Source organism: Stieleria tagensis (assembly GCF_024129865.1).
Taxonomy (GTDB): domain Bacteria; phylum Planctomycetota; class Planctomycetia; order Pirellulales; family Pirellulaceae; genus Stieleria; species Stieleria tagensis.
The window spans coordinates 96,827-112,718 of record NZ_JAMYFE010000086.1 but is presented as its reverse complement, the minus strand read 5'-3'; the positions used below and the strand labels follow the sequence as shown (position 1 = coordinate 112,718).

9 protein-coding genes are annotated in these 15,892 nt (G+C 59.0%); 4 read left to right on the top strand and 5 right to left on the bottom strand.

Going from position 1 to position 15,892, the window contains the following annotated elements; genetic code table 11:
* Positions 1-8: 8 nt before the first annotated feature.
* Positions 9-878, top strand: coding sequence for a carbon-nitrogen hydrolase family protein (locus tag NHH03_RS20160; protein WP_253159003.1), 870 nt, complete (start codon positions 9-11; stop codon positions 876-878).
* Here NHH03_RS20160 and NHH03_RS20155 read toward each other — a convergent pair.
* The 5 genes from NHH03_RS20155 to NHH03_RS20135 form a co-directional block, all read right to left on the bottom strand.
* Positions 875-2,092: a polysaccharide biosynthesis/export family protein gene (locus NHH03_RS20155; RefSeq protein WP_253159001.1), complete on the bottom strand. Its 1,218-nt coding sequence runs from the start codon at positions 2,090-2,092 to the stop codon at positions 875-877. The two genes, NHH03_RS20160 and NHH03_RS20155, sit on opposite strands and share 4 nt — an antisense overlap.
* A gap of 157 nt (positions 2,093-2,249) precedes the next feature.
* Positions 2,250-3,854 carry a hypothetical protein gene (locus tag NHH03_RS20150; protein WP_253158999.1) on the bottom strand — a complete coding sequence of 535 codons (1,605 nt, stop codon included), beginning with the start codon at positions 3,852-3,854 and terminating at the stop codon, positions 2,250-2,252.
* 1,081 nt (positions 3,855-4,935) lie between these two features.
* Positions 4,936-5,967: an acyl-CoA desaturase gene (locus NHH03_RS20145; RefSeq protein ID WP_253158997.1), complete on the bottom strand. Its 1,032-nt coding sequence runs from the start codon at positions 5,965-5,967 to the stop codon at positions 4,936-4,938.
* A 497-nt stretch (positions 5,968-6,464) separates the two neighbouring features.
* On the bottom strand, positions 6,465-6,671 hold the full coding sequence (locus NHH03_RS20140; RefSeq protein WP_253158996.1) for a small basic protein: 207 nt from the start codon (positions 6,669-6,671) through the stop codon (positions 6,465-6,467).
* 102 nt (positions 6,672-6,773) lie between these two features.
* On the bottom strand, positions 6,774-12,332 hold the full coding sequence (locus tag NHH03_RS20135; protein ID WP_253158994.1) for an SdrD B-like domain-containing protein: 5,559 nt from the start codon (positions 12,330-12,332) through the stop codon (positions 6,774-6,776).
* Between the two features lie 592 nt (positions 12,333-12,924).
* On the opposite strand from NHH03_RS20135, the gene NHH03_RS20130 reads away from it, so the two are divergent.
* From NHH03_RS20130 to NHH03_RS20120, 3 genes are all read left to right on the top strand, one after another.
* On the top strand, positions 12,925-13,830 hold the full coding sequence (locus NHH03_RS20130) for a ParA family protein (protein ID WP_253158992.1): 906 nt from the start codon (positions 12,925-12,927) through the stop codon (positions 13,828-13,830).
* Positions 13,831-13,966: 136 nt separating this feature from the next.
* Positions 13,967-15,109, top strand: a complete 1,143-nt coding sequence (locus tag NHH03_RS20125) for a prenyltransferase/squalene oxidase repeat-containing protein (protein WP_253158990.1) — start codon at positions 13,967-13,969, stop codon at positions 15,107-15,109.
* Position 15,110: 1 nt separating this feature from the next.
* Positions 15,111-15,848, top strand: a complete 738-nt coding sequence (locus NHH03_RS20120) for a hypothetical protein (RefSeq protein WP_253158988.1) — start codon at positions 15,111-15,113, stop codon at positions 15,846-15,848.
* Positions 15,849-15,892: the final 44 nt, after the last annotated feature.

Below are 15,892 nucleotides of genomic sequence, written 5' to 3'. Positions count from 1 at the left end.
TTACCCGCATGTGTTTTACGATGTTGATCGCTTGTGTCCAATCCGATGTGACGTTTGCCGACCCCGCTGCGAACCTGAATCGCGTTCTGGCATGGATGGAAACGGCCGCAGAAAAAAAGAAAGATTGTGCGACCGAAGAGGCGGACGTGGTGGTTTTTCCCGAGTGTATGTTGACCGGCTACGCATTTGGTTCACGCCAACACGCACTGGAAGTCGCACTGGAAATCGACGATCCAATTTTTCAAAAACTTGGTCAAGCTGCCCGCCAATGGGGGCAATTTGTGACGCTGGGGTTTTTGGAGTCCGCAGCGGGACGGTTGTACAACAGTGCCGTGCTGATTGGGCCGGACGGGGTAGTCGGTTGCTATCGCAAAATTCACCTGCCGCACCTGGGGGTGGATCGATTTGTGGACCGTGGCGATCAACCCTACCAAACGTTCGCTGCAGCGACACCCCGGCGGGGGCGAGCACAGATCGGGCTGGCGATCTGTTACGACGCATCCTTTCCCGAGCCGATCCGGGTGTTGGGGTTGGCGGGGGCCGACATCATTGCGCTCGGTACCAACTGGCCTGTCGAAGCGGCGCGCACGGCTCAGATCGTGCCGTCGGCTCGCAGTCTAGAAAACCACTTGTATTTCGCTGCGGCCAATCGTGTCGGACACGAAAATGGGTTTGACTTTTGTGGCCTCAGCTCGATCTGTGGACCCGACGGTGTGGTGTTGGCAGCGACCGACGGCGATCAGGAAACGATGTTGCTGGCGGAGATCGATTTGGCAGTGGCACGCAACAAGCGAATCGAGCGGACGGCTGGCACACACATCATCGATCGATTTGCCGATCGCAGACCTGAATTCTACGGATCGATCACAGAGGGTTAACGGCCGTCAAAGTTGAATGGTGCGACGCGGTAGACACCGTTGGTAAAGACCAATGCCAACCAGTTGTCCAAACGTTGAATCGGTTTATCGGGCACGATGATGACGTCACCGTCACGCAGCCAGATTTCATCGGCGGGTGTCGGGCGTTTGCCATAGACTGCGCCTTGCAGATCCAACATCGTCGAAATCAAACGCCAATCCTCGGCTCGTCGAAAGACAACCACTTGACGCATGTTGCCGCCGGGTAGATGGCCGCCAGATTGTGCGATTGCAGCCAACACGGTGGTCGGGCCTTCCAGCTGGATTCGTCCCGGTGCAGCGACCTGTCCCAAGACGTTGACAAAGTGATTGGCTTGTTGCGTCAAGATCGGTTCGGTTTCCAGTCCGACAACCAGTTCCCGGTATCGCAGGTTGATTTCTTTCTTTAATTCCGGCAGCGAGAACCCTTGCACACATAGACCACCGATACCAGGCAAGCGAATTTTTCCGTCGGGCATCACGGTCACATTGAGCGCCTGCTGTTGCAAACCGCTGGCACCACCGACGGCATTGCGAATGTCGTCAGCCAGCGTGTTGGTGCGAACCGGCGTGACATCGATCGATGGTTCGTCGTACAACTTTTTGTAGCTGGTTTCCAAAACTTGGCGCAACTGGCTGACCGTCAACCCGGCGGCGTGAATTTGTCCCAGCAAACGAACCGTGATCGTGCCATCGGGTTGAATCACCAATCCACGTTCAAGGGTGCCGCGCGTCAGATCGGGGTCCGCGACCGATTCGATCAATACTTCGTCGCCGGGCGCAAGCCGGTAGTCGCCTTGGTCTTGCCGCCGGGTGATCAGATAGATCACCTGTAGCTGGTCATTGGGACGCAGTCGATATTCGCTCAGATGCGCATAGCGTGACGGTCCGGCGTAGCCCCCGGGCCCATAGGCGTCAAACGGCTGAGGGGCCATATCGCGCCAGCGTCCCTCCTGGCCACACTGGTCCTGGCAATCGACTGCCATCATGCATTTTGGGCATCCGCCCTGGCAGGGATAGCCACCGGGAACATTGCGGCATCCACATTCGGTTTCGGAGACGGTGCTACCAAACTGGCCCAACATTTCGTTGGTGACCGGCCCGTCCTGGGCGACACCGATCCCCAAGGCTGCTGATCCGGGGGATTGAGCATGTGCCGTGATCCAACCGTTGAGTCCCCCTCCGCAGGCAGTCATCAGTATCCAAGCCACACCCATCAACACCTTCCTGGCGTTCCGGCGACGATCGATTATTTGAGACTGCATGTACAAATCTCGAATTCGCTTTGGTCGTGGTGTGGAAGGTGAAAGACAGGAAACTCGCAGCCGATGAAGCGGGACGGATCGATTTCGACTACCACAGTTTTGGCAGGTTGCCGAAGTAGCGATTCAGATGCGTCTTCATCTTGCTCGTGGAAACCGGTTCGCGCTGGGCGTCAGCGCTGGGATCGCTGGCGGCTGGGTTGAGATCCGACGGAGCATGGTCAACAACAGACCGTGGGAGTTTTGCTGGTGCGGTAGGCGGCGCAGTTTGCGTCACGGGGGTTGCCGCTGGGCCCGGCGGATCCGGCGTTGGCATTCGATAGCCGGCAAACGACGCTTGAGTCGGCTGGGCCGACAGCGATCCGCCGGGTGCCGCCGCGGTCGCGCCGGACAAGTTGACCGCCGGCGAGATCGAAGCAAATTCGCCCGGTGACAATTCGACGATTTCAGGAACCCGGTTGGTCGTCACCGTCGGACCGTTGGCTGCCGAGGATTGTTGGGCCAGTTGCATCGCGGCCTGACGATCACCGCGACGCATCATGATTTGCGCCAGCGCCTGTGAGGCTTCGTCCGACGGTGCCAGTGACATCGCATGTCGCAACGCCATCTCGGCTTCGCTATCCAATCCCATCGATGCCAACTGCATCCCCAGTCGAGTCGCCAGCGCCGGGTTGGTCGGTTGTCCTTGCAGGGCCGAACGGCGTAAACACAACGCGGTTTCTTCTGGCAACCAACTCGCTTCGTTGCGTCCCAGTTGGATCGCGGCCAGCAAGTCCATCGCCTGTGCCGCTTCGACTCGGTTCGCTGCCAGCGGAGCCAGTTTGGTGCGGGCATAGTCCAGGTAACGGTCGGCCGCCACCGTCGGTGTCAGTCCGGGGACAAGTTGGCCGGCCAAGACAGGTGTTTGGTGTGACGAAACGATGCCTTCGAGTTCGCTGGGGTTGACCGACGCACCATAGGCGACAAAGTCACGCGATTCGCGAATGGCTGTTCGCGCCTGTTGTAGATCCGCGGACGATGAATGCGCCGCCGTGGTGGTGGTGGTTGCGGTGGGGGCGGTGACATCGATGCCGGTCGCGATCAACTCCATCGCCTTCCATCCCGATGCTTCAGCACTCGCCCAAGCGTTCACCGAGTATTCGCGGTAGGCATCGTCCAGCAGTGCCGCCGCGCGATCGCTGCAAGAGTCGGGAGTGATCGATTGCAGCCAACTGGGGGCGCCGGCAGGCACACGTCGTGGCTGGTCGGCGTTTAAATCCGCATGGCGTTTGGCGGCCACGGCGATCATCCGAGGCGCAGCTTGCTCGCTAGCAGGCGGCGTTGTCGGCAATTCGAAGTTCTGGCCGAGCTGTGTCGACGGTGCGGGTTCGGCCTGTGTGGCCTGGGGTGCTCGATGGCTCGGTGGCAATTGCGGCAGCCGTTCCGTCGCTACCGGGCGGTTCGGGTCGCTGGGGGCATGGTTGACCACCGGCAGCCGCCGAATGCGCCGCGGCGTCGGGACCGTATCGCTAGAGGGTAGGGAGGTGGCTGCGGGGGTGTCGCCGGCGGGCTGGCTAATGCGGTGCTTGCTTAAAAAGAAAGGGTTGGTGTGCGTTTCCGCCATTGCTGGCGAGGCTACACAGCAGAGTACAGACGCCAACAGCATCGACCGTCGATGGCGTCGTCGTGCGTCGCGTTTCCGCTGTTTCGTGTTCATTGCGTTTCCCTCTCCTTGGCTTCCGTCAGGCTGATCTGACGGGTGCGATCATTTTGGCGTTGTTCGCCGTTGTAATGATCGGACAGGTCGAAACGATGATCCCTGCAATTCCGCCGTCAGCCAGCCGCCATAAGCGGTTGTTGGTGATTGATCTGATACAACCCGCAGAGATCACCAATGATCGGAATTGACAGCAAAATCAAGTCACAACAACGCAAGCAATTTTTTGCAAGCAAGCCGTCTTCGTAGCTGGGCCCGCCAGGGTTCAGACGGTATCGCCGGCGATTGCGGGTGGGCGAAGATTTGGCAGAAGAATGTTCTGCGTGGGAGACCTGCAGCGTTGCTGATCGCTTGGTCGTAGCTGGGCCCGCCAGGGTTCAGACGGTTTCACCGGCGATTGCGGGTGGGCGAAGGTTTGGCAGAAGAATGTTCTGCGTGGGACCTGCAGCGTTGCTGATCGCTTGGTCGTAGCTGGGCCCGCCAGGGTTCAGACGGTTTCACCAGCGATTGCGGGTGGGCAAAGATTTGGCAGAAGAATGTTCTGCGCGGGGCCTGCAGCGTTGCTGATCGCTTGGTCGTAGCTGGGCCCGCCAGGGTTCAGACGGTTTCACCAGCGATCGCGGGTGGGCGAAGATTTGGCAGAAGAAAGTTCTGCGTGGGACCTGCAGCGTTGCTGATCGCTTGGTCGTAGCTGGGCCCGCCAGGGTTCAGACGGTTTCGCCGTCGATTGCGGGTGGGCGAAGATTTGGCAGAAGAATGTTCTGCGCGGGGCCTGCAGCGTTGCTGATCGCTTGGTCGTAGCTGGGCCCGCCAGGGTTCAGACGGTTTCACCAGCGATCGCGAGTGGGCGAAGGTTTGGCAGAAGAATGTTCTGCGCGGGGCCTGCAGCGTTGCTGATCGCTTGGTCGTAGCTGGGCCCGCCAGGGTTCAGACGGTTTCACCGGCGATTGCGGGTGGGCGAAGATTTGGTAGAAGAATGTTCTGCGTGGGGCCCGCGTTTGATTGGCGGTGTGGAACCGATTCACCCGGTGTAATGATGGCAAGCTGGAAGCTTACCCCACTTTTAAACGTGGGAGCACCACTAAGACTTGGTCATCGATTTGGGGCGGACGACGTCTTTGGCCAGTCCGACCATTTCCAAGCTGCGGATCACCCACCAAGACATGTCGTATTCCCACCAGCGGTGACCGTGGGCCGCCGAGCGTGGTTCGGCATGGTGGTTGTTGTGCCAGCCCTCGCCGTGTGACAGCAATGCGACCAACCAATTGTTGCGGCTTTCGTCCCGTGTTTCGTAATTGCGATAGCCAAAGACGTGGGCCACCGAATTCACTGCCCAAGTGCCGTGCAGCACGAATACGGTGCGTGCCGCGACACCCCAAACGTAGTAGCTAGCCGCATAGCGAATCGCTTCTGATCCGCCGCCGATGATGAATCCGACCACGGCACCCACGAGTGTGATCAAGGCGGCATGAGCGAGGAAGACGAAGAACCAGCCGCCTCTTCGCTCCAGTCGCAAGTAGAACGGGTCGCGCAACAGGTCGCGCACATAGCGCTCGTAGTGACTGGTGCGGTCCAGGTCGCGGTTACGGACCAGAACCCAGCCGACGTGACCCCACAGGAAATTGACCAGCGGCGAGTGCGGATCGGGTTGTTTGTCGCTGTGCTGGTGGTGCATGCGGTGAATGGCGACCCACCGCGCCGGCGAATCTTGCAGATTGCACATCCCCAAGATCGCCAATCCGTGCTCAAGCCATTTGGGGCAGGTGAATCCGCGGTGGGTCAATAGGCGGTGGTAACCGATTGTGATTCCCATCATGCCGAACACAAAGTGGCCGGCGATGCCGATGATCAACCCGGACCAAGTGAACAGATAGGCGGCAGTCCAGGGCAGCACTGCTAGCAGGGCGACCAGGTGCACCGCGGTTAATACCGCGACGTATTCCCACAGGATCCGGGTCGGCCGCGTCTGTTCTGGTGGGGCAAGTCGTTGAGGATCGTAGGCCGGTAGCTGGTCGGCGGTGGTTTGGTCGACGGCCGCAGTTTGAACCGTTTGGTCCGTTTCCGCGGATTCGGATCTCGTTTCAGGCGTCACGGGCGCATCGGCGGTGGACATGGCGAGTCTGGATTCGTTGAGGCAATCGGCCAGGTAAGTCTTGCGAAATGGAAAGACCTCCGGCGCGCTCGCCGGGTGACCTCTACAGCTTCGTTCTATGCTAACTGCCAAGTCCCCCGGCAGAGCAATCGGGCAATAAAAAAGCCGTGCGCGAAAAAATTCGCCACGGCTTGGTCGCTTTTAATCAGCACCCCGTGTCATATGGGGGGATGATTTCGCAACCCTGGCTCACACGTTTGAAGTTGCGATTGAATCACAATCCGACGCGTGAGCGAGGGATTTTGGGTGTTAACGGGATCCCCTCGCTGACGCTTCGGGTTACCGAAAACCAGTGCCCCACGGGCAAAAGCACAACGGGCAAAAGCGCAACTTTGGAACTCTCGCGTCGGGCTGTGTTCAACACGAACCCGACTTGCGGCGAATCTGCGATGTGATGGAACGAAAAAAGTCGCTTGCGGTGAGGTCGCCACGAAGAAACAGGGAAACGGCGAGAGAGCCTATTTCTTGTCGTCGTCGGCTTTCTTGACCTTTTTCTTCTTCTTCAACGAGACTTTGACAACGCGCACCTTGGGCATGCCCAGGATGTCGTCTTCCTCGTTGAATTTCTCCAGTTTTTGCAACTGGGCGATCCGCTCGGCTCGGGTCAGCACGTTTCGCGACTTGATCGCCCCGGCTTTTACCTTCAGGCTGCGATCGAGCGTCATGGTAGCTTCCTCGGGGGAGGGAATTTGGTTTGAAAATGATGTTTAGGGCCGCGAAGCGTAATGTCTGGGCCCGGAATCCGCAAGGTTGAGAAGCGGTTTTTTTTAGCGAGACAGGAACAGTCTCTTTTGCAGCAGTCGGGGGGCTTTGATCAGCACCGAAGCTTGGTCGTCTTCGGAATCAATCTGGTTGTCCGGCGTGCTGTCGATATCGAACTCATTGGCGGCCACCAATTCGATCTCCACGTTCTTGATTCCGCGTTGATCGATTCTCAGGTTCAGCACCAACCGCGTCGCTTGGCCGGCATCCAGGTCGCCCAGGTTCCAGCGACCGGTGGTGCTGTCGTAGCTGCCGGATTGCGGCTGGCTGCTGACCAATGCGAACCCGTCGGGGATGGCCACAGCGAATTCGATGCCCGTGGCATCGGCGGGGCCATCATTGGTTGCCGTGAACGCGACTTGGATGGTATCGCCTTCGAGCGGAGTTTCGTTGCTGGTGGTTCCGGCAACCGAAATGTCGATCACCGGCGGCGTGACGCTGGCCGACGCGATGTCGTCTTCATCGGGGTCTCCGTTTCCGGGTGTGCTATTGGGATCGATCTGCTGCGATTGGATGATTTCGGCGACGTTGGTGGAGGGTTCGGCACTGGTCACTGCGGCCACCAACCGCAATTGTTGGAACTGGTCGGCGTCGATCGTTGGGATCGTCCACAGACCGGTGTCGGGATCATAACTGCCGCCGGTGGCGTCGGACGAAACGAATCGCAATCCTGGTGGCAGTGGATCATTGACGACGACTTCGGTGGCATGATTGGGGCCCAAGTTGGTCACCCGAATTGTGAATTCGACTTCGTCGTTGCGCCCGGGCGCGTCGTTGTTGACCGATTTGGTTAACGACAGGTCGGCGATCTGGGTGGTCAGTGTGACCGAGGCTTGGTCGTCTTCACTGGGGTCTCCGTTGGCCGGTGTGCTGTCCGAATCGGGTTGATCGGCGGACTGAATTTCGGCGGTGTTTACGGCGCCGGTGATCATCCCCACGACGGCTTCGATTTGCAGCGTCGGCGTGGCTCCGACGGGGACTTCGCCGACGTTCCAGATCCCGGTGTTGGGATCGTATACACCCAGGCTGGCGCGCGAGGTCTGGTAGGTCAGGCCATCGGGCAGTTGGTCGAGCACCGTGACACCGGTGGCGGTGGACGGGCCCTCGTTGGACACTCCCAATTCAAACAACACGACTTCACCGATGTTCGGATTGTCGTCATCAACGGTTTTGACCAGCGCCAAATCCACCAGTTCCGGTGACAGCGCCGCGCTATCCTGGTCGTCTTCGTCGGGATCGTCGTTGGCGGGGCGACTGTCGGGATCAAACTGGTCGCTGGCGATGATTTGGGCGATGTTGGTTTTGTCATCCACACTGTCAACGCTGGCGGTAATTGTCAGCGTTTCCTGGCCGTCGACGGCGATCATGTCCAAATCCCACACACCGGTTCCGGCGTCATAGGTGCCCGTGCTGACCGTCGATTCGACAACGGTCATGCCGGCGGGGATTTGGTCTCGCAATTGGACACCGGTCGCGATGTCTGGGCCATCATTGGCGACGACGATCGTGAACACCACTTGGCTGCCGACATTGGGCGTGTTGTCATCGACGGTTTTACTGACCGACAGGTCCGCGGTCGCCGGTGTCACGGTGGCGCCGGCCGAGTCGTCTTCGTTGGGGTCGCCGTTGCCCGGAGTGCTATCGATGTCACGCTGGTCGGCCGCGGTGACCTCGGCGTTATTGGTTTCGGCGAAGTCCGAATTGACCATCACAACGATCAGCAGCGATTCGGTTTCACCGGTCCCGACACCGCCCACGGTCCACACGCCGGTGGTGGGGTCATAGACGCCCGAGGGCTGGCTGCGGACGAATGTCAAACCGGGCGGCAGCAGATCGGTGACTTCGACACCGGTCGCCGGATCCTGTCCGTCGTTGCTGACCGAGAGCGTGAACGTGACTTCGTCGCCCGGATTGGGCCGATCGACGCTGGCGGTCTTGGTCAGCGACAGGTCGATCGACTGCGGCATGATCGTGGCGCTGGCATAGTCGTCTTCGGTTTCAACGCTGTTGCCCGGCGTGCTGTCTGGGTCGGCTTGATCGGCGGCGATGACTTGGGCGATGTTGGTAACGTCGTTGATTGTGTCGACGATCGCATTGATCCGCAGCGTCGCGAATGCGTTGACGTCCACCGCGCTGTCTTCGATCGTTTCGGTGTTGACCGCGGTGTTCAAATTGCCGATCACATTGATCCGCGGCACATCGACGCCTTCCAATGCGGTGCCGAGAAATCGGATTTCAATATTGATGCCGCTCGGATTCGTTGCCAGCGAAACTTCGCGCAGTTGGAATTGCGAGGGTAGATAGCCGAGTGCGACCAAGGCATTTGCCGTTTCGCCCAGCGGGTCACTTTGGAACAACGCGATCGGGCTGTCATGCGTGATCGGGCTGTTTTGCTGGGAGAACACCATGTTCCCGCTGGTCGCCGTGAACACTTCGGGGCCGATGATCAGGGTTTGTCGTTCGGTCGGAGCGGGCACTTCGCCGATCGTCCAGACGCCGCTGGCCGAGTTGTAGATGCCAGCCGAAACGCTGTTGGAGACATACGTCAATCCGGTCGGCAGCAGGTCGCGGACTTGGACTCCGGTCGCGTTATCGGGACCGCTGTTGGTGACCGTGATGTCGAACGAAATCTGGTCACCGGCATTGGGGTGGCTATCGCCGAACACCACTTTTTCCAGTGACAGGTCGGCGGATTCCGTCGTGAATGCCACGGAATCCTGATCGTCCTCGGTGGGCACGTTGTTTCCGGGCGTGCTGTCGATGTCGCGTTGGTCGGCGGTCTGGACCTGGGCGCTGTTGGTGCCCATTCCGATCGAATCGACTCGGGTGCGGATCGTCAGCGTCACCGGATCGTTGATCCCGATCGAACCGATGGTCCAAATGCCGGTCGAACGGTCATAACTGCCACGTGACGGCGACTCGTCGATCGACGTGACACCGGCGGGCAATTGTTCGGCGACAGTCACACCGGTGGCCACATCATCGCCGGTGTTGTTGACGGTGATCACAAACTCGATTTCGTCGCCCACCGTCGGCGAATAGTTGTCGACGGTTTTATTCAACATCAAATCGATCTGACGCGGCCGAATTTGTGCGTCGTCTTGGTCGTCTTCGGTTGGATCGCCGTTGTTCGGTGTGCTGTCGGTGTCGGGCTGATCCGACGCAATGATTTCAGCCATATTGGTTTGGAACCCCGCGCCGGTGACGATCGCATCGAGATTCAACGTCACCGACGTCCCAGAAGCGAGGGTGCCGACATTCCAAATTCCACTGACCGAATCGAAGTCCGCCACGCCGCCGTTGCCACTGCCGGGGGCATAGTTGGCGGCGACGAACTGGGTCCCCGAGGGCAATTGGTCGCGGACTTGAACTCCGGTCGCCGTGCTGGGGCCGCTATTGGAAACGGTGATTTGGAACCGGACCGTGTCGCCGATGTCGGGCGACAGATTGTTGACGCTTTTGATCAGTGACAGGTCGGCCGCTTGCGGAGTGATCTGGACTTGGGCTTGATCATCTTCGCCCGGCACATCGTTGCCCGGTGTGCTGTTGCTATCGTCCTGATCCGCGGTCTCGACCTGTGCGGAGTTTGTTTTGACTCCGATTTGGTCCACCGAGGCTTGGATCGTCAATGACGTGCTGCCGTTGTTGGGCAGCGTGCCGATGTCCCAAATGCCGGTGTTGGGGTTGTATTGCCCAGGCGCCGAGGACATCAGGAAAGTCAGTCCCGGCGGCAATTGGTCCAGCACGGTGACGCCGGTTGCATCATTCGGGCCGGCGTTGGAGACGGTGACGGTGAAGTTAACGATGCTGTTCAAATTGGGCGTCGCATCGTCGACGGTTTTCGTCAGGCTCAGGTTGGCGGCAGCGGTGGCAAAGGTGACACTGGAAAAATCATCGCCGGTCCCATCTCCCGGGATGCTGTCGATATCGGCTTCGTTGGCCGCGATGACTTCGGCGGAATTGGTTCGCGAACCGGCGGTGTCGACGATGGCGCGGATCGTCAGCGTTTCCGTCGTGTTCCCGGAAATCGTACCGACGTCCCAGACGCCATTGGCCGAGTTGTAGGAACCGGTCGTCGTGGTCACATCGCCGGGGGCGGCAATCCGCAGTCCGGCGGGCAGTTGGTCGCGAACTTGGACGCCCGTCGCATCCTGGCCCAGACGGTTGGCGGCAACCACGGTGAAGGTGACTGTGTCACCCACATTGGGCAGCACGTTGTCAATCGACTTGCTGACCTCGAGATCGATTTGCTGTGGTGTCAGGTTCACCGATGCCGAGTTGTTGCTGTCGATTTGGTCGGTTTGATCGCTGCGCGTGATCGTGGCAACATTGTTTTTGGATCCCACGGTCGTGACCCGGCCGGTGATCACCAACGTGGCTTGATTGTTTTGGCCTGCGGTCAGCGTGCCGACATTCCAGATCCCGGTGCTGGCGTTGTAATTGTTGCCGGCCGATGAGGACAGGAATTGGACACCGGCGGGCAATTGGTCGGTGACTTGCACATTGGTGGCGTCGGCCGGGCCATTGTTGGTCAACTGAACGGTGTAGTTGATCGTGTCGCCGACATTGGGCGACGCATTGTCGACCGTTTTGGTGATCGCCAATTCGGCTTCGTCATAGTTGTCGAAATCAGCGTTGAACTGCGTCATTGCAAACGCACCGATCAGTTCCGCAACACCGTCGGTGCGACGCCCGCCTTCGATTTCCAATTCGATCGCGGTGATGTTGGTCAGGTCCGCGCCGCCACCGACGCTCTGGAAAGCAGTGAAGGCGACGTATTCGATTTCACGAATGTCGAAGCTAGCGGTTTCCGGGATCGGGACCCGGGCGAAGGAGTAGCGACTGGCGGTGGCCGGGTTGTTGTCGTCGGAGTACAGTCGCAGAATTGCGATCGAGTCATCCGAGTCGCTGCCGGCGACCAGGTTGAAACCAAACGCTTGGCCACCGGCGGTCAAGTCGACGTCCAATCCCGTGTCGTCGACGTTGATGGGGTCGGAATCGATGCCGTCCCAAATCACACGACGTTCACCATCACCACCGGTCAATGAGTCGAAACTGATCACGCCCAGCGAGGAAGCGATTGCCAGTTGCACGCCGCTATCGTCCGAGGCGCTGACGTCGTTGACGACCAAGTCACGCTGGCCACCGATGGCTTCGGGGGCGTTCATTTGGCTGGTCACCGGGATGTTGTCGGCGATGTTGTCGGTGACGGTTTGCGATGTCGAATCAAAGGAATCGATTCGCGTCGACAAGGTGCCGGTCACGTCGTCGGTGGTGATCGTGATCGTCGAAGACACCTTTTCAACCAAATTCCGATTGCTGGGCGTCGTTTGCGCGGGTTGGCGAACGATGTAACTGCCGGCGGTCAGCATCGGGAAGGAATACAGGCCCGAAGCGTCGCTGGTTGTCGTTTGGATCAACGAACCACTGGTGGATTCTAAACGAATCTGCGCATCGGCAATCCGGACGTCGCCGGCATCGACCACATTGTTGTTGTTGATGTCGTCGTAGACGGTTCCGGAGATCGCTGCCAAATTGGTCGCCGCTGCCAACACACGACGCATTTCTAGCGTCTCCATACGCGGGCGAAACGCGGTCGAATTTCGACGTCGTTTGTCGCGCGCCGTTTGGGGACGGGGTCGTCGGGCCGGTGGGTTGGAGGAGCCGTAACGAGATTTCATCGAGGTGCCGGTGTCTGCAAAGCGGTTGATTGGCTCTCTGCAGCAGGCGAGCTCGATTGCTGATTCGTCGACTGACCTGCGCAGGATGGAACACATCGCATTCGGCATCGTCATCTGTGCCTGTCGCACCCAGTTTTTCATCGCCGGCGGGTAACGAATGGCGGCCATTGGGTTGGGGAATTAGCGGTCAGGATGGTCACAACCGACGATCGGGTTCAGGCCCAACGGATTTGCAACCGGTTGAGCCGGCCGGTGCGAGGAACGTCGGTGTGAAACCGGCGCTGGATAAGGATCAGGTTGAATCGCTGATAGCGATAAAATCGGCGAACCGATGTTTGCCGCTGTGATTTTGCCGGGGCTGAGTCAGGCGGCCTTCGCCACGACGTTCATCTGTAGCCAATAGTGTCCCATAGCCCCCCCGGGGGAAGCCTGCACGTAAATCCACTCCAGCCTGACCACACGACGAGCCGAGACAATGCCCCTATTGCTGATGATCAACTTGAAAGGAGGCGTTGGCAAAACGGCCTCGACCGTCGCGTTGGCTGAAACCTTAGCCGAGCAGGGGCAGCGGACTTTGGTGATCGATGCCGACCACCAAAGCATGGCCGGAGAGTTGTTGGTGGGCGAATCCAGGATGATGCAAGCAGAACGACGTGGCAGCACACTGCACGATGTGTTCTTGTCGATGGCCGATGTCGACTTCGATCCGGGCAGTTTGGGACGGTATGTGATTCGCGGTGCGTCGAACGTGCTGGCGACTGAGAATCGATTGTCGGTGATCCCCTGTTCCTTTCGAATCGATGATTTCTTTAGCAACCTGGCTCGCTCCAGTCGTCTCTGTCGCACCTACACTTCCGAGCGAGAAATCCTGGTCCAACTACAGCGCCAGATGCGGAAAATGGATCGCTGGTTGCGAACCGAGTTTGACTTTGTCTTGGTCGATTGCCCACCCAGTGTGGCGATGCAAGTGCGGTTGTTTATGAAAGTCGCTGATGGATATGTCATCCCCAGCATTCCCGACCAATTGTCGATGCGTGGCACGCATAATCTGGTGCAACGGATAAGCAAATATGGATACAAGATGACCGGACTGGGAACACTGTGGACGCTGTATCGTTCGCAGGTGGCATTGCATCGTGAAATGGTACGTGATCCCTTTCCTGGAATTCCGACACCGTTTCAAGCGGTGATCCCCAATTCCACGCGGTTGGCCGAAGCGGTCGACCCTCGACACATCGCGACTGCACAAATCAATTGTGACGCGAAATACACCAAAGAGTTTGCCGGTCGATATCGAGCAATCGCGGACGAACTGATCGAGCGCTGTCGCTCCGCCGGGATCGGTGCCGGACGCTGCAGCGAGTCCGCCTTCATCGGCTAAACGTCCAACGGACTGGGTTTGCTGGCGACCGCGGGATAGATCGCAGCGAGATTGGTACGGAGCGTGCATTCATCGGTTACCCAAGCCGAGTGGTCGGCTGAAACTGTACCTTTTTTGCTGATTGAGGATCCCCCCGATGAGTCGACGATGGAATTTCCGCCGCGACCGGCGTTTATTTGTCCAAGCCGTGCTGATTTGCGTGACCAGTGCCGGCGTGGTCGCCCAAGAAACGGCAACCGCCACCCAATCTGAGACCGAGATTCAGCGACAGCAAGTCGTCGACAAAGGCCTGGCCTATCTGGCGAAATCGGGGCAGTCCGATGCCGGAACGTTTTCCGATCGCGTGGGCCCCGGTGTCACGGCCCTGGCGATCACCTCGGCCCTGCGCAACGGCCGCGACAGCAGTGATCCGATGGTCGCCGAGGGATTGAAGGCGCTCGAAGGATTTGTAAAGCCCGATGGCGGCATCTATGGCAACGGGCGACTGCGGAATTACGAAACCTGTGTCGCGATGTTGTGTTTTGCCGAAGCCAACAAGAACGGGGGATACAACGAACTGCTGCAGCGAGCCAAGGCCTTTGTGACAGACATTCAGTACGGCGACACCAAGCGTGATCCGGCTGATCCGTGGTACGGCGGTGTCGGCTATGGTGGCCCCGGGCGTCCCGATTTGTCCAACACCGGCTATATGATCGAAGCGCTGCGCGCGACGGAAACGGCTGCGGATGACCCTGCGATCAAGCGTGCCTTGGCATTCGTATCACGCTGCCAGAATCTGGACAGCGCAGCCAACGACACCCAGTTTGCGGCCAAAGTCAATGATGGTGGTTTCTATTACGAAATCCCGACCACCAAAATTGATCCGAGCACATCGGAAGAACGCTACACCGCAAATGGAGGTCTGCGTAGCTATGGGTCGATGACCTACACCGGTTTGAAAAGCATGATTTTTGCCGGGCTGACATCCAACGATCCCCGTGTCAAAGCCGCGGTGCAATGGATTTCCGACCACTATGACGTCGCCAATAATCCAGGTATGGGGTCGGCCGGTCTGTATTACTACTACCACACCTTTGCCGCCGCAATGAAAGCGGCTGGCATCAAGACGCTCAAAGCATCCGACGGCAGTGAGCATGATTGGCGCAAGGATTTGGTCGCGGAACTCGCCAGTCGTCAGAACGAAGACGGTTCGTGGTCCAACTCCAATGAACGCTGGTTCGAAAACGACAAGAACTTGGCGACCAGTTTCGCGCTGATGGCACTGGCCTATTGTGATTGAAATGGTGCGACACAGAAACGCATTGTGGTGGGTTCATCTCGGTACACTGGCAACCGTTGTGTTGTGGGCGGCGGTTGATCTGCAGTTTGAACCGATGATGGGGCAACTGGAATCGCTGTTGGTCTCGCCGCTGGCGGCGGTGGATGCTGCGACGGCCCATGTCGGCTGGCAGCGTCCGGCGGGGCTGATCGTGCTATTGGCCCTGGCGATGATCACGATGACAGGGATCTGTCTGCGTTTTGTCATGCGCTCGACCCAAGGCGCGCGGTCCGTTTCCCTGCAAACACTGTTGTCGATCACGGCCATTGCGGCACTGTGGTTCGCAATCGCAAACCACCATCGGTGGGTCGCTTGGCAGGGCAAGCGGATCCGCATGGTCACTCAGATTGACCAGTTGGAATCGATTGCTTCGCCGCTTCGAATTGATTGGCCACTACGCGATGGGAACCTGGCGGAAATGGGGCCGTTTATGGCCTATCCCTTTGGCCGACCGACGACGTTGATTTTGTTGCAATCACCCGCAGTGGCGGGGAACGGTGTCTGTGTCAGCGCCGTCGAGCGGTCACCGGCGGGGGCTATCAAATTGCAATTGGTTGGCGACCAGTCGAGCGACTGGGCCGAATGGCATCCTGAATCAAGCTGTCCGCAATCGTTCGTCGGCGGGCTGGCAGATCAGCATGATTTGGTGTCCGCGCTTTCGCTGGGCCGAGGCTGGTATCTGGTCCGCTACGACGCCTAAACGCCGTCCGCCTCGTCCCGAAAACAATCGTGATGTGCGGTTTT

Excerpts from the sequence above, each read along its gene's own strand:
- NHH03_RS20160 (WP_253159003.1), top strand. The coding sequence starts at position 9 with ATGTGTTTTACGATGTTGATCGCTTGTGTCCAATCCGATGTGACGTTT.
- NHH03_RS20155 (WP_253159001.1), bottom strand. The coding sequence starts at position 2,092 with ATGACTGCCTGCGGAGGGGGACTCAACGGTTGGATCACGGCACATGCT.
- NHH03_RS20150 (WP_253158999.1), bottom strand. The coding sequence starts at position 3,854 with ATGAACACGAAACAGCGGAAACGCGACGCACGACGACGCCATCGACGG.
- NHH03_RS20145 (WP_253158997.1), bottom strand. The coding sequence starts at position 5,967 with ATGTCCACCGCCGATGCGCCCGTGACGCCTGAAACGAGATCCGAATCC.
- NHH03_RS20140 (WP_253158996.1), bottom strand. The coding sequence starts at position 6,671 with ATGACGCTCGATCGCAGCCTGAAGGTAAAAGCCGGGGCGATCAAGTCG.
- NHH03_RS20135 (WP_253158994.1), bottom strand. The coding sequence starts at position 12,332 with ATGCGTCGTGTGTTGGCAGCGGCGACCAATTTGGCAGCGATCTCCGGA.
- NHH03_RS20130 (WP_253158992.1), top strand. The coding sequence starts at position 12,925 with ATGCCCCTATTGCTGATGATCAACTTGAAAGGAGGCGTTGGCAAAACG.
- NHH03_RS20125 (WP_253158990.1), top strand. The coding sequence starts at position 13,967 with ATGAGTCGACGATGGAATTTCCGCCGCGACCGGCGTTTATTTGTCCAA.
- NHH03_RS20120 (WP_253158988.1), top strand. The coding sequence starts at position 15,111 with ATGGTGCGACACAGAAACGCATTGTGGTGGGTTCATCTCGGTACACTG.